At 69.4% G+C, this 17,977-nt stretch carries 16 protein-coding genes and 1 tRNA gene; 12 read left to right on the top strand and 5 right to left on the bottom strand.

Going from position 1 to position 17,977, the window contains the following annotated elements:
• Positions 1-63: 63 nt before the first annotated feature.
• The gene (gene mgtE, locus ACXAID_RS13955) at positions 64-1,437 is read left to right on the top strand and encodes a magnesium transporter (RefSeq protein ID WP_475022807.1); all 1,374 of its coding nucleotides are present in this window, start codon (positions 64-66) and stop codon (positions 1,435-1,437) included.
• Between the two features lie 11 nt (positions 1,438-1,448).
• On the opposite strand, the gene lhgO is transcribed toward mgtE, so the two are convergent.
• Both lhgO and ACXAID_RS13945 read right to left on the bottom strand, forming a co-directional pair.
• Positions 1,449-2,657, bottom strand: coding sequence for an L-2-hydroxyglutarate oxidase (gene lhgO, locus ACXAID_RS13950; protein ID WP_475022806.1), 1,209 nt, complete (start codon positions 2,655-2,657; stop codon positions 1,449-1,451).
• 15 nt (positions 2,658-2,672) lie between these two features.
• Positions 2,673-4,121: an alanine/glycine:cation symporter family protein gene (locus ACXAID_RS13945; protein WP_475022805.1), complete on the bottom strand. Its 1,449-nt coding sequence runs from the start codon at positions 4,119-4,121 to the stop codon at positions 2,673-2,675.
• 186 nt (positions 4,122-4,307) lie between these two features.
• Here ACXAID_RS13945 and ACXAID_RS13940 point away from each other — a divergent pair, with 186 nt between their 5' ends.
• Complete coding sequence (locus tag ACXAID_RS13940) at positions 4,308-4,901, top strand: hypothetical protein (protein WP_475022804.1); 594 nt, start codon at positions 4,308-4,310, stop codon at positions 4,899-4,901.
• Positions 4,902-4,908: 7 nt separating this feature from the next.
• On the opposite strand, the gene ACXAID_RS13935 is transcribed toward ACXAID_RS13940, so the two are convergent.
• Positions 4,909-5,622 carry a hypothetical protein gene (locus tag ACXAID_RS13935; RefSeq protein ID WP_475022803.1) on the bottom strand — a complete coding sequence of 238 codons (714 nt, stop codon included), beginning with the start codon at positions 5,620-5,622 and terminating at the stop codon, positions 4,909-4,911.
• 110 nt (positions 5,623-5,732) lie between these two features.
• Between ACXAID_RS13935 and ACXAID_RS13930 the strand changes: the two genes are divergently transcribed.
• Positions 5,733-6,251: a nitroreductase family deazaflavin-dependent oxidoreductase gene (locus ACXAID_RS13930; protein WP_475022802.1), complete on the top strand. Its 519-nt coding sequence runs from the start codon at positions 5,733-5,735 to the stop codon at positions 6,249-6,251.
• Between the two features lie 3 nt (positions 6,252-6,254).
• On the opposite strand, the gene ACXAID_RS13925 is transcribed toward ACXAID_RS13930, so the two are convergent.
• On the bottom strand, positions 6,255-7,610 hold the full coding sequence (locus tag ACXAID_RS13925; RefSeq protein WP_475022801.1) for a dicarboxylate/amino acid:cation symporter: 1,356 nt from the start codon (positions 7,608-7,610) through the stop codon (positions 6,255-6,257).
• A 180-nt stretch (positions 7,611-7,790) separates the two neighbouring features.
• On the opposite strand from ACXAID_RS13925, the gene ACXAID_RS13920 reads away from it, so the two are divergent.
• From ACXAID_RS13920 to ACXAID_RS13910, 3 genes are all read left to right on the top strand, one after another.
• A complete protein-coding gene (locus tag ACXAID_RS13920; RefSeq protein ID WP_475022800.1) occupies positions 7,791-7,922 on the top strand; it encodes a hypothetical protein in 132 nt (43 codons plus the stop codon).
• 342 nt (positions 7,923-8,264) lie between these two features.
• Entirely contained in the window at positions 8,265-9,392 is a 1,128-nt protein-coding gene (locus tag ACXAID_RS13915) for a fused MFS/spermidine synthase (protein WP_475022825.1), read from the top strand.
• A gap of 30 nt (positions 9,393-9,422) precedes the next feature.
• Positions 9,423-10,073 (top strand): serine hydrolase domain-containing protein, encoded by a 651-nt coding sequence (locus ACXAID_RS13910; protein WP_475022824.1) that lies wholly within the window; start codon positions 9,423-9,425, stop codon positions 10,071-10,073.
• Between the two features lie 123 nt (positions 10,074-10,196).
• Here the strand turns inward: ACXAID_RS13910 and ACXAID_RS13905 are convergent.
• Positions 10,197-10,282: transfer RNA gene (locus ACXAID_RS13905), tRNA-Leu, on the bottom strand.
• A 249-nt stretch (positions 10,283-10,531) separates the two neighbouring features.
• On the opposite strand from ACXAID_RS13905, the gene ACXAID_RS13900 reads away from it, so the two are divergent.
• From ACXAID_RS13900 to ACXAID_RS13875, 6 genes are all read left to right on the top strand, one after another.
• Positions 10,532-11,899, top strand: a complete 1,368-nt coding sequence (locus ACXAID_RS13900) for a DUF3662 and FHA domain-containing protein (RefSeq protein WP_475022799.1) — start codon at positions 10,532-10,534, stop codon at positions 11,897-11,899.
• 100 nt (positions 11,900-11,999) lie between these two features.
• Positions 12,000-12,467 (top strand): FHA domain-containing protein FhaB/FipA, encoded by a 468-nt coding sequence (locus tag ACXAID_RS13895; protein ID WP_475022798.1) that lies wholly within the window; start codon positions 12,000-12,002, stop codon positions 12,465-12,467.
• Between the two features lie 79 nt (positions 12,468-12,546).
• Entirely contained in the window at positions 12,547-14,073 is a 1,527-nt protein-coding gene (locus tag ACXAID_RS13890) for a PP2C family protein-serine/threonine phosphatase (protein ID WP_475022797.1), read from the top strand.
• Between the two features lie 26 nt (positions 14,074-14,099).
• Entirely contained in the window at positions 14,100-15,545 is a 1,446-nt protein-coding gene (locus ACXAID_RS13885; RefSeq protein ID WP_475022823.1) for an FtsW/RodA/SpoVE family cell cycle protein, read from the top strand.
• Positions 15,542-17,017 (top strand): D,D-transpeptidase PbpA, encoded by a 1,476-nt coding sequence (gene pbpA / locus ACXAID_RS13880; RefSeq protein WP_475022796.1) that lies wholly within the window; start codon positions 15,542-15,544, stop codon positions 17,015-17,017. Before ACXAID_RS13885 ends, pbpA begins: the two co-directional genes overlap by 4 nt.
• Before the next feature lie 101 nt (positions 17,018-17,118).
• Positions 17,119-17,977, top strand: an 859-nt coding sequence (locus tag ACXAID_RS13875; RefSeq protein WP_475022795.1) for a serine/threonine-protein kinase, incomplete at its 3' end; no start/stop codon positions are given.

Raw genomic sequence — 17,977 nt, 5'->3', positions numbered from 1 at the left:
GAATCTTTCGCGTGATTACAGCGTTGCGGCTAGGCTCTCGGCGCCAGCGTCGTTAGGAGCCCCATGTCGCCGACCGCACCAGCAGAGTCCCTGAAGGCCGCCCTCGCCGACGACTCCGCGGGCGACGTCAAGGCGTGGCTGGCGGCGCTGCCGCAGTCCGCCGACCGCCGGCGGCAGCTCGCCCGGCTCGACCGCGACGAAGTCCGCCGGCTCGGCGAGCTGCTCGACCCTGACAGCGCAGAAGACCTGCTCGACTCGATCGACGACGAGCTCGCCGCGCGCGGGGTCGAGGCGATGGCGCCGGCCACCGCGGCACCGCTGATCGAGAACCTCGACAGCGACCACGCCAGCGATATCCTGCGGCTGACCAAACCCCCCGTCCGGGCGGCACTGCTCGCCGCGATGTCGGCCGACCGGGCGGCCGCCCTGGGCATGCTGCTGGAGTGGCCCCGTGATTCGGTGGCCGCCCACATGGTGCCCGAGGTCCTCACCGTCGCACCGGAACTGACGGTCTCACAGGCCATCACCGCCGTCCGGGAGAACGCCGAGGCGCTGCGCAGCGACTCCCGGATCGGCGCCTACGTCTACGTCGTCGACGCCGACCGGCACCTTCTGGGTGTGGTCGCGTTCCGCGATCTGGTGCTGACCGTCACCGACGAGCCGATCTCGACGCTGATGAACGACGACCTGCTGTGGGTGTCGCCGCTCACCGACGTGGAAGCGGCCGCGCAGACCCTCGACGAGTTCCAGCTGGCAGCGGTACCCGTCGTCGACGAGGACCAGCGGTTGCTGGGCATCCTGACCGAGGCCCACGCCGCCGACATCGCCGAACAGGAGGCCACCGAGGACGCCGAGCGCCAAGGTGGTTCCGAGCCGCTGGAGGTGCCCTACTCGCGGGCCTCGCCGTGGCATCTGTGGCGCAAACGCATCGTCTGGCTGCTGCTGCTGTTCGTCGCCGAGGCCTACACCGGCACCGTGCTGCGCCACTTCGAGGAGGAGATGGAGGCCGTCGTCGCGCTGGCATTCTTCATCCCGCTGCTGATCGGCACCGGCGGCAACACCGGCACCCAGATCACCACCACCCTGGTCCGCGCGCTGGCCACCGGCGACGTCCGGTTCCGCGACGTCCCGTCGATCATCGCCAAGGAGCTGTCCACCGGTGCCCTGATCGGCCTGACCATGGCGCTGGCCGCGGTCATCCGGGCCTGGACACTGGGCGTCGGCCCAGAGGTGACGCTGACCGTGTCACTGACCGTCGGCGCCATCGTGTTGTGGTCCTCGCTGATCGCCTCGATCCTGCCGCCACTGCTGAAGAAGATCCGGCTGGATCCGGCGCTGGTCTCGGCGCCGGCGATCGCGACGATCGTCGACGGCAGCGGCCTGATCATCTATTTCTGGATCGCCCACCTGACCCTGGCCCAGCTGCAGGGGCTGTAGCCCAGGGCTGCTCAGCGGTGTCCGCGCTCCGGCAGCACGGCGCCGACGATGTGCTCGGCGATCGCCAACGACGACGTCGCCCCGGGTGACGGCGCGTTGCGGATGTGCACGATCCGCTCAGTGCCGGTGATGACGAAGTCGTCCTCGAGCGTGCCGTCGGCGTTCATCGCCTGGGCGCGGATCCCACGAGGACCCCGCCTCACGTCGGCCCGGCGGACCTCCGGGACATACCTGCGGGCCTCCCGGACGAACGCGCCGGTGGAGAGCACGGTGCGGCCCTCGCGCAGCGCCGCGGCCGTGTTCCCGGCGGCGAAACGCCAGAAGCCGGGGAAGGTCACCGCCTGCGCCAGGTCGCGGGCCGACCAGCCGCCGCGGGTGTAGGCCTCCCGCCCGGCGGCGAGGAATGCGTTGGGCCCCAGCGATACCCGGCCGTCGACATGCCGGGTCAGATGCACGCCCAGGAACGGGTAGCGCGGGTCGGGCACCGGGTAGATCAGTCCGTTGACCAGTCCCGACTTGGCCGGGTCCAGCAGGAAGTAGTCGCCGAAGAACGGCACGATCCGCGGCGCCGGGTCCCCACCTGACATCCGGGCCACCCGATCGGATTGCAGCCCCGCGCAGGTGATGACCAGATCGAACGCCTCGCTGCTGGTCGGCGTCGACACCGTCACCTCCCGGCCCCGGGCGGTCACCGCAGTCACCGGCTGGCTCAACATCACCGCCCCGCCCCCGGCGGTGACGTCGGCGGCCAGCGCCTGCGCCACCGCGGGATAGTCGACGATCGCCGTCGTCGGCGAGTGCAGGGCGGCGATCCCGCCGGCGTGCGGTTCGACCTCGGTGATGCCGGCGCGGTCCAGCATCCGGATGCCCGGCACCCCGTTGGCAACGGCGCGCTCGCGGATCGCCGACAACCGTTGCGCGTCGGCGTCGGTCAGTGCGACGACGATCTTGCCGCATTCCTGGTAGCGGATGTCGCGGGTCGACACGTAGTCGCGCAGCAGGTGCACACCGCGGCGGCACAGCGTGGCCTTGAGGCTGCCCGGCGGATAGTAGAGCCCGGCATGCACGACACCGCTGTTGTGGCCGCTCTGGTGGCGGGCCACGCCGTCCTCCTTCTCGAACACGGTGACCCGCGCCCCGTCGACGGATCCCAGCAGTTCCCTGGCGACCGCCAGGCCCACGATTCCCGCGCCGACCACGGCGGCTCGCACGGTGCCCATGCCGGCGGCGCGACCTCAGCCCTCGCTGCTGACGGCGGAGCGCCGCTGCCAGATGTCGCCTTCGAGGTGCCCGGGCAGGTCGGCCTCGTCGGCGATGAAGACCGGGTCCTCGCCGGCCTCGGCCTGGCGGTGGTAGTCCTTGATCGCCGCGAACGCCCACTTGCCCAGCAGCACGATCGCGGTCAGGTTGACCAGTGCCATCAACCCCATCGCCACATCGGCCAGCGCCCACACCGGGGTCAGCGCGGACACCGCCCCGATGAAGATGGCGGCCAGCACGAACAGCCGGAACACATTGATCGACTTCTTGCCCGCACCCAGGAAGAACAGGTTGATCTCGGCGTAGACGTAGTTGCCCAGCACCGAGGAGAACGCGAACACGAACACCAGCACCGCCATCAGCGTGACCGTCCAGGAACCCAGCCCGTCGGCGACGGCGGCCTGGGTCAGCGTCGCCCCCTCGATCGAGGTGGGGGTCGACGGATCGTAGACGCCGGGCCCGGAGGCCAGGATGATGAACGCCGTCGCGGTGCAGATGACGATGGTGTCGACGAACACGCCCAGCGACTGGATCAGGCCCTGCTTGACCGGGTGGGTCACCGTCGCCGTCGCCGCCACGTTGGGGGCGCTGCCCATGCCGGCCTCGTTCGAGAACAGCCCGCGCTTGACGCCGTTGAGCAGCGCCGCCGCGATGCCGCCGGCGAATCCACCCGCCATCTCGGTCAATCCGAAGGCGCCGCCGACGATCTGGCCCAGCACGTCGGGCAGGAAGTCGATGTGGATCGCGACGATCGCCAGTGCCAGCACGACGTAGGTCGCCGCCATCAGCGGCAGCACGATCTCGGCGATGCGGGCCACCCGGCGCACGCCACCAAACAGGATCGGCGCCGACAGCGCCAGCAGACCGATCCCGATCCAGCTGGCGTCGATCGAGTAGGAGGCGTTGAGGACGTCGCTGATCGCGTTGGCCTGCACCATGTTGAACGCGATGCCGAACGTGAAGATGAGCAGGACCGCGAAGATGATGCCGCCGGCCCGCGATCCCAGACCGCGCTGGATGTAGAACGCCGGACCGCCGCGGAACGAGCCGTCGCCGGCGCGCACCTTGAAGATCTGGGCCAGGGTGGCCTCGATCATCGCCGTCGCCATCCCGATCGCGGCGACCACCCACATCCAGAAGATCGCGCCCGGCCCGCCGACGGTCAGCGCGATCGCCACCCCGGCGATGTTGCCGGTGCCCACCCGCGAGGCCAGGCCGACACAGAACGCCTGGAACGACGAGATGCCCTCGCCGTGGGTCCGGGAGTGCGTCAGCTGGGTGATCATCCGCTTGAAGTAGCGGACCTGGATGAAGCGGGTCCGGACGGTGAAGTAGATGCCGGCCCCTACCAACAGGTACACCAGGATGTAGCTGTACAGCAGGTCGCTGACAGGCCCGATCAGGTGTTCTTGGATGAACTCCACGACCACTCCCGGTGTCTAGTCGGTGTATGCGGTCGTCTCATCGTGTCATTTCCCCGCTCGCGCCGCGAGACAATCCCGGCGTCGCCGCGTGCACCACCCCGCCGGGGATCGTCTTGCCGCTCACCGGGTCAGGCCAGCCGTGGGGTGCCCTGGTGGGCAGCCGGCCGCCGGGCCTACCGTGAAGGGGTGTCCGGTTCCGGCGACAACGCGGGCCCGCCCCGCTGGTGGCGGCTGCAGCGCCGGCTCGTGCTGGACCCGGTGGCCATGGCCGTACCGCTGCGTACCGAGCTCGGTCAGCGCCCGCACACCCAGCAGATCCTGCGGCCCCGCCCGGTCGACGCCACGCAGAAGCTGCTGGTGGGCTCGGTCGCGGTGCTGGCCGCGGTGTTCCTCGCGGTGGCTGTCGCCGAGCGGCTGTGGACACTCGCGCTGATCGCCGGCCTCACCGCGGTGCTGCTGGCGGTCGCGGTGTGGGTGTTCCGGCGACGCACCGCGACGTCGTGGTCGGCGACCTGGCATCACGATCACGTCGTGGTCCGGGACAGCCGCTACGGGGACGAGCGCACCTGGCAGGAGCCGCTGACGGCGTTCACCGGCGTCGCCCGCCGCAACGCCTACCTGTCGCAGGGAAACGAGCTGATGCCCGGGCGGCGGGTGCACGGCGTGGTCCTGGTCCATCCGGACGAGCACAAGTCGGTGCTGCTGCACGCTCAGCGCCAGCCGATCGATGACGAGGTGCTCACCGGCTACGCGCGCCGGCTGCGCACCCGGGTCCTGTAGCAGGCCGCTAACCCTCCGGCGTCAGCTTTCCCAGCCGGGCTTCGCCGATCTGCGGGAACTGGAACTGCTGGCAATTCGAATCCAGCGAGATGCCGGACCCGTTGCGACCTAGGATCTTCACCGGGTACCCAGCATCCCAGGTGGGCGCCGTCCCGGCCTTGATCCTGACCCGCAGCACCCAGCTGATGCCGTGCGGTTTGCCGGTTACGGAGGGATGGATGCCGGCCGGCACCACGAAGTTCAGCGCGTCCAGGCGGGCCCCTTCCGGCGCCGCCGCCCCGCCCAGCCGACTGAGGTACACCAGCCGGTCCTTGACCTTCCATCCGCCGCCGGCGCCCGACGCGAGGTTCCTGGCGACGAAATCGCGGGTGTACTCGCGACCTTCGATGTGCACGTCGACCGTCAACGGGAGGTGATGATCGGCGCCGGTCTGCACGCTCAGCCGCGCCGGCGCCCCGATCGTCAGGAACGGCCGGTCCAGCAGCACCACGGCATGCCGCAGCGCCCGCAGTTGCCTGGCCCCCTGCACACCGAGCACCACCAGCACCAGCAGGACCGCCGCCAGCACGAACACCAGCGGCGGGTACAGCCAGAACGGCCGCCAGCCGTTGCGGTGACCGTGCCAGGCCGCCCACCCGGTCAGCGCCGCCCAGCCGAGAGCGACGACGGGGATGACGCGTGCGGAGTCGAGCTCGGTGTCCGATTCCAGTGGCGTTTCCACGGGCGCGCTCTCCCTGCCGGTGCCGGCGCGGTCCTCGGGGCGGATGCGCCCAACACCGAGCCTAGTGACCGGTGCTCCACACTCGGCGATGTCGGCGATAATCGACGCACATGGCTGACCGCGACCTTTTCCGCCGCTGGTACGGACTCAAACGGCTCCTCTATCGAGGTGACCGCCCCGGCTGCATCGCCAAGGCGCTGAACAGGTTCTGGGCCTGGCAGTACGGATCCGGCCGGCTGGGGCGGGTCCGCGACGTCACCCTGCAGGTGCGTGGACGCTCGACCGGCGACCCGGTGACCCTGCCGGTGGTGCTGGCCGATCACGCGGGCGGCTGGTATCTGGTGTCGATGCTCGGCGAGAACGCCGGCTGGGTGCGCAACGTCCGGGCCGCCGGCGGCGCCGCGGTGATCCGGCACGGCGGCGAGCACCCCGTGACGCTGCACGAGGTGCCGGTCGCCGACCGGGCGCCGATCCTGCGCCGCTATCTCGACGTCGCACCGGGGGCGCGCCCGCACATCCCGGTCCCCCGCGCCGCGTCCCCGGCCGAGTTCGAACGGATCGCCAGCTCGTTTCCGGTGTTCCGGATCACCGGAAACGACTGGCCGCCAACACCTGAACCCGGACGCTGAGCGCTATCGCTTGGCCTCCTCGAGGGTGTGCTGCAGGTCTTCCTCGCCCTCGGGATCGATGTCGTCGTCCTCGTTGGTGCCCGCGTTCGGATCGTCGTAGACCGACCTGTCGAGCTTGTTCTCACTCTTGGCCACGATGTTGGTGACGACCGCGTCGCCGGTGATGTTGACCGCGGTGCGGATCATGTCCATCAGGCGGTCGACACCCAGGATGATCGCGACGCCCTCGATCGGCAGACCCACCTGGGTGAGCACCATCGTGAGCATCACCATGCCTACCCCCGGCACGCCGGCGGTGCCGATGGAGGCCAGCACCGCCATCGCGATGACGGTCAGGTATCCGGCGATGCCCAGGTCGACGCCGTAGACGTTGGCCAGGAACACCGTTGCGACGCCCTGCATGATCGCGGTGCCGTCCATGTTGATGGTGGCGCCGAACGGAACGGTGAACGAGGCGACCGAGTTGTCGGCCCCCATCCGCCGGGTGACGGTGTTCAGCGTGACCGGGATGGTGGCGTTGGAGCTGGCGGTGGAGAACGCGAACACCTGAGCGGCCCGGATCTTGCTCAGGAACGTCGGGACGCTCAGCCGTGTCAGCGCCCAGTACAGCACCATCAGGGTGACGAACAGGTGGAACAGCAGCGACCCCACCAGCGTCACCACGTAGGCCATCACCGGCTTGAACAGTTCGATGCCTTCTTCGGCGAAGGCGCCGGCGATGAGGGCGAAGACGCCGTAGGGGGCGGCGGCCATGACGATGCCGACGATCTTCATCATCAGCTCGTTCATGAACTCGCAGGCCTTGGCGAAACCTTCGGCGCGCCGGCCGAGCATCAGCGCGGCGACGCCCACCAGGATCGAGTAGAAGATGATCTGCAGCATCTCGCCTTCGGCGAAGGCCTGGATCGGGTTGGTCGGGATGATGTCGGCGATGACCTCCCAGAAGGACGGCGCCTCCTCGGTCTCGATGCCCGAGGTGTCGACACCGGTCATGTCGAAGCCGCGGCCGGGTCCGATCAGCTGGGCGATGCCGATGGCCACGCTGATCGCCAGCGCGGTGGTCATCAGATACAGGCCCAAGGCTTTCCCGCCGACCCGGCCCAGCATCTTGATGTCGCCGATCCCCATCACGCCGGTGATGAGCGAGAAGATCACCAGCGGCACGACCAGCAGCTTGAGCGCGTTGAGGAACGCGGTCCCGATCATGTTGAGGAATCCGCCGACGATGTTGTCGTTGACCCACTCGTTGCCCAGCGCGTTGAATGCGCACCCGAGCGCGAACCCGGCCACCATGCCGATGGCGACCTTCGCGGTCAGTGAGAGTTTGCGCTTCGCAGGCTCATCCGCCGAATCTGACATGCCATACCTCCTGGTCTGAAGCCGATACCGGATGCGACAGCCTTCCCACTTCCACGGGTGTTCAATTGCCGGTAGGCCAGATTTAACGATTCCTGCGGTTTGGTAACAGCGCGGACACACGGGGCCACGGTTCGGCGATCGGGCGATTGGCACCCGCCGGGGCGGGGTACGCGACGTTGCATGACATCGCCCGAAGAAAATGTCACGTCGGACCAGACCACCGAAGAGGATCACACGCTCGCGCCCGCGACCCCCGGCGCTGAGGCACTCCCGCTGCCCGAGGACGCGGTCGAGAAACCCAGCGAGCAGTAACCGCCTGCGCAGCGCACCCCGGCCGGCGGACGTCCCCTCCGGCGGGCGCTTGGCAGGATCGTGGGCGTGACCGGATCCCCGGCCTGACGCTCGAGACGAGCACCCTGGTGATCGGCATCGCACTCGCTGCGATCGCGCTCGGCTCGTGGGTCGGCGGCCAGGTGGCCGACCGCGCCGACCCGCGCCGGCTGCTCGGCCCGGCCCTCGGGATCTCCGGTGTGGTCGCCGCGCTCACCCCGGCGTCGGTGCGGATGGCGGCCGAATGGCTACCACCCTTACTGGTACTTGTTGCCGCACTGACGATTCTGGTCCCGGGGGCTCTGCTGTCGGCTGGTGACACCCATGGTGGCGAAGATCCGGCTGTCCAGTTTGGCCGACACAGGAACGGTCGTCGGGAAGCTGTCGGGAGTGGGAACGGCGGGCGCCATCGCCGGGACGGTGGTGACCGGGTTCGTGCTGATCTCCCGGCTTCCGGTCAGCACCATCCTGGTGGGCCTGGGGGTGCTGCTGGTGCTGGGCGCCGCGGCGGTGGAATGGCGCACCCGGGGATGGGTCCGGGCCCGAGCTTCGGTCCTGGTGGCCGGCCTGGTGGCGGGCGCGCTCGCCAGCGCCGTCGCTCCCGGCGGTTGTGACGCCGAGACCAAGTACCACTGCGCGCAGGTCGTCGCCGACCCCGACCGGGCCGGCGGGCGCACCCTGGTGCTCGACGGAGTGAATCATTCCTACGTCGACACCGCCGACCCGACAGTCCTGGAATTCGACTACGTCCGCGCCCTGGCTGCCGCCGTCGACGCGGCCTTCCCCGACGGTGCACCGCTGGCCGCCTACCACCTCGGTGGTGGCGGGCTCACCTTTCCTCGCCACCTCGCCTTCGTGCGCCCCGGCACCGACAGTCTGGTGTCCGAGATCGACGGTGGGGTGGTGGAACTCGACCGCGCCGAGTTCGGTGACCTGACCGGTACCGGGATCGACATCCGCGTCGAGGACGGCAGGCTGGGCCTGGAACGGCTCGGCTCCGGCAGCCGCGACCTGATCGTCGGCGATGCGTTCGGCGGTGTCAGCGTGCCATGGCATCTCACCACCAGGGAAGCGCTGTCCGAGGTTCACCGGGTGCTCAACCCCTCCGGGGTGTACGCGGCCAACCTGATCGACCACGGGGATCTGGAGTTCGTCCGCGCCGAAGTGGCCACTGTCGCCGAGGTATTCAGCCATGTCTCGGTGCTGGGCGACCCGGGCGACTTGGGCGCCGACCCGTCCGGTCCGCGCGGCGGCAACTTCGTGGTCGTCGCCTCCGACCGGCCGGTGGACCTGCGGGCCGCGCGGAAAGGACTCGACGAAGCGGCCACGGACTGGACCGCGATCACCGGCACCGACCTCGACAGGTGGGTCGGTGACGCGCAGGTGCTGACCGACGATCACGCCCCGGTCGATCAGCTGCTGGAACCGTTCGCAACGGCACCGAGTCGGTGAGCGAACAGTTCCCGACGTGGTGCGCCGTCCATACAATCACCCGGTTCGCGGGGACTGGCGGACCTCTCGACCGCCGACGAGATCACCGCTGCCACCGTCTTCGACATCGGATCGGTGTCCAAGCAGTTCACTGCGACCGCGATCCTGCTACTGGCCGGGGACGGAGAACTCGAACTCGACGACCCGGTAGCCGCGTACGTGCCGGGACTACCCCGGTGGGCCGACCGCGTCACCGTCGGTCAGCTCATGCATCAGACGGGCGGCATCCCGGACTACATCGAGCTGCTGGCCGAACAGGGGTACGACGACACCGATCCCACCACCCAGGCTCAGGCCCGTGGAGGTCTTGGCCGGCGTGCCGGCACTCGACTTCGAACCGGGCACCCGATTCGAGTACTCCAACTCCAACCGCTCGGCCTTGCCATGGCGATGGCATCGGTGGGGGAGGACCCGCTGAAGGCCGTCTCCTACGAGGTGGACGCAACGGGTTTCGTGGTCGCGGGGTCGGTCTGGGAGCAGGTCGGTGACGGGGCGGTACAGACCACGCCGAGCCAGCTCGTCCGGTGGGCGGACAACTATCGGACCGGCGTCCTGGGAGGCCCGGAGCTACGGGCCGCCCAGCTTGCCGGTGCGGTGGCCGCCGAGCCGCGGCTAGCTCGTCGACCGAGCGTTCCGAACTGAGCGCAGTCGCACACTTGAACCCCAGCAGCAGGCCGGCCCATTCCGCGAAACCCCGCCAAACACAAAGGTCACGACCCATTCCTGCATCGTGACCTTTAGCGCGGCAGTTCGTGGAACCGCTCGTGGTGGGCGAAGGGGGACTTGAACCCCCACGTCCCGAAGGACACTGGCACCTGAAGCCAGCGCGTCTGCCATTCCGCCACTCGCCCGTGACAGCCGGAGGAGCTTATCACGCATGCAACCCGGCCTCACAACCGTACTGGCGCTGGCCCTCGAACGCCAAAACCGCAGCCCACAGCCCACTGACCTGCCACGATGGGATTCTCAGAGTTCCGGTGGTCCCGCAGTGACAGTCACGGCCGATACCATGCAGGGAAGCGTTGCTGCCAGCCGACACGCTGACGGCACGAACCGTGTGCGCGGAAAAGCCGCACAACGACGACGAGGGGAGCGGGCGGATGGGGTTGGTCGACCGCTTCGAGCGAAAACTCGAGGACAAGGTCGGCGACGCATTCGCCCGGGTGTTCGGCGGGTCGATCGTGCCCGGAGAGGTCGAGACGCTGCTGCGGCGCGAGGCCGAGAGCCGGGCCCGCGACGTGGGCCGCGGCCGCATTTTGGCCCCGAACGACTACGTCATTACCCTCAGTGTGCCTGACTACCACAAGGTGAGTGCCGATCCGGACATCACCGAGACCACGTTCGCCAAACACTTGGAGGGATACATCCGTGACCAGGGTTGGCAAACGTATGGTGAGGTGGTCGTCAGATTCGAGCAGTCACCGAGCCTGCATACCGGACAGTTTCGCGCGCGTGGTGCGGTCAACCCCGATTCGACCAGCGTCGTGCCCGCCCCATCACCTCGAGAACTTTCCCCCGCAGAACCAGGAGTACCACCGATGAGCGACAACCCGACCTACCGCGGCGGCCAAGGCCAGGGCCGGCCCGCCGACGAGTACTACGACGAGCGCTACAACCGGCCCGACGACCCGCGCGGCCACTATCCGCCGTCCGACCAGGGCGGATACCCTCCGCAGGGTGAGCAGGGCTACCCGCCCCGGGGTGGCTACCCCGAGCAGGGCGGCTACCCCGAGCAGGGTTATCCGCCACCGAACTACGAGCAGCGCCCCCCGGCCGGGTACGGCCCGCCCCCGGGCTACCCCGACCAGGGCTACCGGCAGCCCCCCGCCGGTTACGGCCCGCCCCCCGGTGGCCAGCCCGGCTATCCGGGAGCCGAGTACGACTACGGCCGCCCGCCCGCACGTCCCGACGAGGGCGGCTACCCGCCGCCGGCCCGGCCGGGTTACCCCGATCACGGCGGATACCCCGACCAGGGCGGCTATCCCGACCAGGGCGGGTACGGCGGTCAGCCCTACGGCCGGCCGGACTACGGCCAGCCCGACTACGGCCGTTACGGCGAAGCCCCGGCCGGCTACCCCGATCAGGGCTACGGCGAGGGCGGCTACGGGGACCAGGGTTACGGTGCTCCGGCCGGCTACGGCCAGGGTTACGGAGCGCCGCAGGGTGAGTACCCGGCCGCCGGGTCGACGGTGACGCTGCAGCTCGACGACGGCAGCGGGCGCACCTACCAGCTTCGCGAAGGCGCCAACGTCATCGGTCGCGGCCAGGACGCCCAGTTCCGGCTCCCCGACACGGGCGTGTCCCGCCGGCACTTGGAGATCCGCTGGGACGGCCAGGTCGCGCTATTGTCAGACCTCAATTCCACCAACGGCACGACGGTGAACAACGCTCCGGTCCAGGAGTGGCAGCTGGCCGACGGCGACGTCATCCGGTTGGGACACTCCGAGATCATCGTCCGCGTTCACTGACAGGCCGGCCGCGCCGGCAACCGGTCCGTGTGACCCTCACACCGATCGACGCCGAAGTATGGTGGCGGTGCCTAACGGATGGGGACGGAGAGGACGTCAGATGCAGGGGCTGGTACTGCAGCTGACCCGTGTCGGCTTTCTGCTGCTGCTGTGGCTGTTCATCTGGTCGGTGCTGCGGATCCTGCGCACCGACATCTACGCCCCGACCGGCGCGGTGATGGTCCGGCGCGGACTGGCGCTGCGGGGGTCCATCCTGCCCAACCGGGGCCGCCGCAACGTCCCGCGCCAGCTGGTCGTCACCGACGGCGCGCTGAAGGGCACGCGCATCACGCTGGGCACCCAGCCGGTGCTGATCGGCCGAGCCGATGACTCGACGCTGGTGCTGACCGACGACTACGCCTCCACCCGGCACGCCAGGCTCTCGCCACGAGGTCCGGAGTGGTACGTGGAGGACCTAGGATCAACCAACGGCACATACCTCGACAGGGCGAAGGTGACGACGGCGGTACGAGTTCCGATGGGCACACCCGTGCGGATCGGCAAGACGGTGATCGAGCTGCGCCCGTGACACCCCCCACGCAAGGAGCGAACACGATCGAGCACACGCGTGGGCGCAGCACCCGCCCGACGGCCCGGGGGAGCGCGCTATGACTCTCGTGCTCCGATACGCGGCCCGCAGCGATCGCGGACTGGTGCGGGCCAACAACGAGGACTCGGTGTACGCCGGTGCACGCCTGCTGGCGCTGGCCGACGGCATGGGCGGGCACGCGGCCGGTGAGGTGGCCTCCCAGCTGGTGATCGCCGCGCTGGCGCACCTCGACGACGACGAACCCGGCGGCGACCTGTTGTCCAAGCTGGACGCCGCCGTGCACGAAGGCAACGCGGCGATCGCCGCGCACGTCGATGCCGACCCCGAACTCGAGGGGATGGGCACCACGCTCACGGCGATCCTGTTCGCCGGCAACCGCCTGGGCCTGGTGCACATCGGGGATTCGCGCGGCTACCTGCTGCGCGACGGCGAACTGACCCAGATCACCAAGGACGACACGTTCGTCCAGACCCTGGTCGACGAGGGCCGGATCACCGCCGAGGAGGCCCACAGCCACCCGCAGCGCTCGCTGATCATGCGCGCGCTGACCGGCCACGAGGTCGAGCCGACGCTCATCATGCGCGAAGCCCGCGCCGGCGACCGCTACCTGCTGTGCTCCGACGGCCTGTCCGACCCGGTCAGCCACGACACGATCCTGGACGCCCTGAAGATCTCCGACGTCGCCGAGAGCGCCGACCGGCTGATCGAATTGGCGCTGCGGGGCGGCGGACCGGACAACGTCACCGTGGTCGTCGCCGACGTCGTCGACTACGAATACGGTCAGACCCAGCCGATTCTGGCCGGTGCGGTCTCCGGCGTCGACGATCAGAGCGCCCCACCGGACACCGCAGCGGGGCGGGCCTCAGCGTTCAACCCGAAGCGCAACGCCGCCAAACGTGTTGTGCAACAACCAGAAGAACCGCCGCCGCGCCCGCGCTCACGGCGCCGCATGTTCATCGCGGCGACAGTGCTGGTCCTGGTGGTGCTCGCAGGCCTGGCAGTAGCCCGTGAAATCGTGCGCAGCAACTACTACGTCGGCGAACACGAGGGCACCGTCTCCATCATGCGGGGTGTCGAGGGTTCCTTTCTGGGATATTCGCTCCAGGAGCCCTACCTTCTCGGATGTCTGAACTCCCGCGACGAACTCTCTCTCATCAGTGCAGACCAGTCCCAGGACAACCTGAGTTGCCGTCCGCTGGGCGTCGACGACATGCGCCCCTCCGAGCGCGCGCAGGTCATCGCCGGGCTGCCCGGCGGCAGCCTCGACGACGCCATCAGGCAGATCGAGGAACTGGCCAACAGCTCGGTGCTGCCGATCTGCGCCACACCGACCACAACCTCCACCACCCCCACCACGACTCCCGCACCAACGACCGCCCCGCCGTCGACCACTGGCAGCCAAACACCGGAATCGGTTGCGCCGACTTCTGTTCCGCGCACCAGCCCGCGTGGCCCGGCACCCGGTCCGGCACCCGAGACGCCGCGCACCGTCACCACCTCCCCGAGCCCCGCTGCGTCGCCGACGGTGACCGCCCTGCCACCGCCGCCCCCTGAACCGGGAACCAACTGCCGGGAAGTGTCGTGACGACCCGACGCCGAGCACTGGGCAGAATCGGGCGGGGACCGCAACGGGGGAGAGGCGAGGCCAGCACGCAGCCGCAGTCCCCGGTCGCGGTCGCACCGTCGCTGCCCAACCGCCGCAACGCCGAACTGTTCCTGCTCGGGTTCGCCGCGGTGATCACCACGGTGGCGCTGCTGCTCGTCGAGGCCAACCAGGAACAGGGTCTGCGCTGGGATCTGGCCCAGTACACCGTCGCCTACCTCGCCCTGTTCCTCGGCGCCCACCTGGCGGTGCGCCGGTTCGCCCCGTACGCCGACCCACTGCTGCTGCCGGTGGTCGCACTGCTGAATGGCTTGGGGCTGGTGATGATTCACCGTCTCGACCTGGCCGCGGGGGAGAACCGGGCCCAGGGTTTCGGTGGCACCGCCAACCAGCAGATGCTGTGGACACTGGTCGGGGTGCTCGGCTTCTCCGCGGTGGTCATCTTCCTGCGTGATCACCGGATGCTCTCGCGCTACGGCTACCTGTGCGGCCTGACCGGTCTGGTCCTGCTGGCCATCCCGGCGCTGCTGCCCCGTTCGATGTCGGAGCAGAACGGCGCCAAGATCTGGATCCAGTTCCCCGGCTTCTCCATTCAGCCCGCCGAATTCTCCAAGATCCTGCTGCTGGTGTTCTTCGCCTCGGTGCTGGTGTCCAAGCGCAACCTGTTCACCAGCGCCGGCAAGCACGTGCTGGGCATGGACCTGCCCCGCCCCCGCGACCTCGCCCCACTGCTGGCGGCCTGGGTCGCCTCGATCGGGGTGATGGTCTTCGAGAAGGACCTGGGCACCTCGCTGCTGCTGTACGCCTCGTTCCTGGTCATGGTCTACATCGCCACCGAACGCTTCAGCTGGGTGGTGCTGGGCCTGGCGCTGTTCGCGGTGGCCAGCGTGGTCGCCTACTTCACCTTCGACCACGTCCGCGTCCGCGTGCAGACCTGGATCGACCCGTTCGCCGACCCCGAGGGCGCCGGCTACCAGATGGTGCAGTCCCTGTTCAGCTTCGCCACCGGGGGCATCTTCGGCACCGGTCTGGGCAACGGCCAGCCCGGCACCATCCCGGCCGCCTCCACCGACTTCATCATCGCCGCGGTCGGTGAGGAACTCGGCCTGGTCGGGCTGGCGGCGGTGCTGATGCTCTACACCATCGTGATCATCCGCGGCCTGCGCACCGCGATCGCGGTGCGCGACAGCTTCGGCAAGCTACTGGCCGCCGGGTTGTCCGCCACCCTGGCGATCCAGCTGTTCATCGTGGTCGGGGGAGTCACCAACCTGATCCCGCTGACCGGCCTGACCACCCCGTGGATGTCCTACGGCGGATCCTCGTTGCTGGCCAACTACCTGCTGCTGGCGATCCTGGTCCGCATCTCGCATGCCGCCCGCCGGCCTATCGGCGACACGTCGCGGCCCGCCGGCCCGATCGCGGCGGCCAGCACCGAGGTGATCGAGAAAGTATGAACACCTCACTGCGCCGGATCTCGGTGATGATCATGGGCCTGATCGTGCTGCTGCTGGCCAACGCCACGTTCACCCAGGTGTTCACCGCCGACGGGCTGCGCACCGACCCGCGCAATCAGCGGGTGCTGCTCGACGAATACTCCCGCCAGCGCGGGCAGATCTCGGCCGGCGGCCAGCTGCTGGCCTACTCGGTGTCCACCGGCGGCCGGTTCCGGTTCCTGCGCGTCTACCCCAACCCGCAGGTCTATGCGCCGGTGACCGGTTTCTACTCGCTGAGCTACTCCAGCACCGGGCTCGAACGCGCCGAGGACAGCATCCTCAACGGATCCGACCAGCGCCTGTTCGCCCGCCGGCTCGCCGACTTCTTCACCGGACGCGACCCGCGCGGCGGCAACGTCGACACCACGATCAGCCCGGACGTCCAGCAGGCCGCCTGGGACGCCATGCAGGAAGGCTGCGACGGCCCCTGCCGGGGCTCGGTGGTGGCGCTCGAACCGTCCACTGGCAAGATCCTGGCGCTGGTGTCCTCGCCGTCCTACGACCCGAACCTGCTGGCCAGCCACGACCTCGCCGACCAGACGGCCGCCTGGCAGCGGCTGCGCGACGACCCGGCCGCACCGCTGGTCAACCGGGCGATCTCGGAGACCTTTCCGCCGGGGTCGACGTTCAAGGTGCTCACCACCGCAGCCGCGTTGCAGGCCGGCGCCACCCCGGACACCCAGGTGACCGCCGCCGCCGAGATCCCGCTGCCCGACAGCACCGCAACCCTGGAGAACTACGGTGGGCGCCCCTGCGGCGGCGGTGAGACCGCGACTCTGCAGTACGCGTTCGCGCACTCCTGCAACACCGCCTTCGTCGAGCTGGGCATCGACACCGGCGCCGAGGCGCTGCGCAGCACCGCCCGCGCGTTCGGCATCGACGTCGAGCCCCCGTCCATCCCGCTCCAGGTCGCCGAATCGACGCTCGGGCCGATTCCGGACGCCGCGGCGCTGGGCATGTCCAGCATCGGTCAGAAGGACGTCGCGCTGACCCCGCTGCAGAACGCGATGGTGGCCGCGACCGTCGCCAACGACGGGGTCACGATGCGCCCCTATCTGGTCGACAGCCTGCGCGGACCCGACCTGTCGAACATCGCCACCACCGAACCCACCCAAGAGCGGCGAGCCGTCTCCGAGGAAGTCGCGGATACACTTACGGACTTGATGGTCGCCGCCGAGCAGGTGACGCAGCAGAAGGGAGCCATCGCCGGCGTGCAGATCGCATCCAAGACCGGCACTGCGGAGCACGGTACGGATCCCCGCAACACCCCTCCGCATGCCTGGTACATCGCTTTTGCGCCCGCCCAGGCACCCAAGGTTGCGGTCGCGGTGCTGGTCGAGAACGGGGGCAACCACCTGTCGGCCACCGGTGGTGCGCTGGCCGCGCCGATCGGGCGGGCCACCATCGCCGCAGCCCTGCGGGAGGGCTCATGAGCCGCACGACCGGAGGCGAGAAAGTGAGCCCCCGAGCCGGAGGCGAGAAATGAGCACCCGAGCCGGAGGCGAGAAATGAGCACCCGAGCCGGAGGCGAGAAATGAGCCCCCGCGTGGGCGTGACGCTGTCCGGGCGATACCGGCTGCAGCGGCTGATCGCCACAGGCGGCATGGGCCAGGTCTGGGAAGGCGTCGACTCCCGGCTGGGCCGCCGCGTCGCGATCAAGGTGCTCAAGGCCGAATACTCCACCGACTCGGAGTTCGTCGAACGCTTCCGCGCCGAGGCCCGCACCGTGGCGATGCTGAACCACCCCGGTATCGCCGGGGTGTACGACTACGGCGAGACCGACATCGACGGCGAGGGCCGCACCGCCTACCTGGTGATGGAACTGGTCAACGGTGAGCCGCTGAACTCGGTGATCAAACGCACCGGGCGGCTGTCCCTGCGGCATGCCCTGGACATGCTCGAGCAGACCGGTCGCGCACTGCAGGTCGCCCACACCGCCGGGCTGGTCCACCGCGACGTCAAACCCGGCAACATCCTGATCACTCCCACCGGCCAGGTGAAGCTCACCGACTTCGGCATCGCCAAAGCGGTCGACGCCGCCCCGGTCACCCAGACCGGCATGGTGATGGGCACCGCGCAGTACATCGCCCCGGAGCAGGCCCTCGGTCACGACGCCACCGCCGCCAGCGACGTCTACTCGCTCGGTGTGGTGGGTTATGAGGCGGTGTCGGGCAAGCGGCCCTTCACCGGTGACGGTGCGCTGACCGTGGCGATGAAGCACATCAAGGAGAACCCGCCGCCGCTGCCGGCCGATCTGCCGCCCAACGTGCGGGAACTGATCGAGATCGCGCTGGTCAAGAACCCGGGCATGCGCTACAAGTCCGGCGGCCCGTTCGCCGACGCGGTGGCCGCGGTTCGTGCGGGGCGCCGCCCGCCGCGGCCCAACGCCACCC

It is taken from the genome of Mycobacterium sp. ABE4_509 (assembly GCF_056160785.1).
The sequence above is the reverse complement of the archived record's forward strand: the minus strand, read 5'-3'. Positions and strand labels throughout refer to the sequence as shown.

Excerpts from the sequence above, each read along its gene's own strand:
- mgtE (WP_475022807.1), top strand. The coding sequence starts at position 64 with ATGTCGCCGACCGCACCAGCAGAGTCCCTGAAGGCCGCCCTCGCCGAC.
- lhgO (WP_475022806.1), bottom strand. The coding sequence starts at position 2,657 with ATGGGCACCGTGCGAGCCGCCGTGGTCGGCGCGGGAATCGTGGGCCTG.
- ACXAID_RS13930 (WP_475022802.1), top strand. The coding sequence starts at position 5,733 with ATGGCTGACCGCGACCTTTTCCGCCGCTGGTACGGACTCAAACGGCTC.
- ACXAID_RS13925 (WP_475022801.1), bottom strand. The coding sequence starts at position 7,610 with ATGTCAGATTCGGCGGATGAGCCTGCGAAGCGCAAACTCTCACTGACC.
- ACXAID_RS13920 (WP_475022800.1), top strand. The coding sequence starts at position 7,791 with ATGACATCGCCCGAAGAAAATGTCACGTCGGACCAGACCACCGAAGAG.
- ACXAID_RS13915 (WP_475022825.1), top strand. The coding sequence starts at position 8,265 with ATGGTGGCGAAGATCCGGCTGTCCAGTTTGGCCGACACAGGAACGGTC.
- ACXAID_RS13900 (WP_475022799.1), top strand. The coding sequence starts at position 10,532 with ATGGGGTTGGTCGACCGCTTCGAGCGAAAACTCGAGGACAAGGTCGGC.
- ACXAID_RS13895 (WP_475022798.1), top strand. The coding sequence starts at position 12,000 with ATGCAGGGGCTGGTACTGCAGCTGACCCGTGTCGGCTTTCTGCTGCTG.
- ACXAID_RS13890 (WP_475022797.1), top strand. The coding sequence starts at position 12,547 with ATGACTCTCGTGCTCCGATACGCGGCCCGCAGCGATCGCGGACTGGTG.
- pbpA (WP_475022796.1), top strand. The coding sequence starts at position 15,542 with ATGAACACCTCACTGCGCCGGATCTCGGTGATGATCATGGGCCTGATC.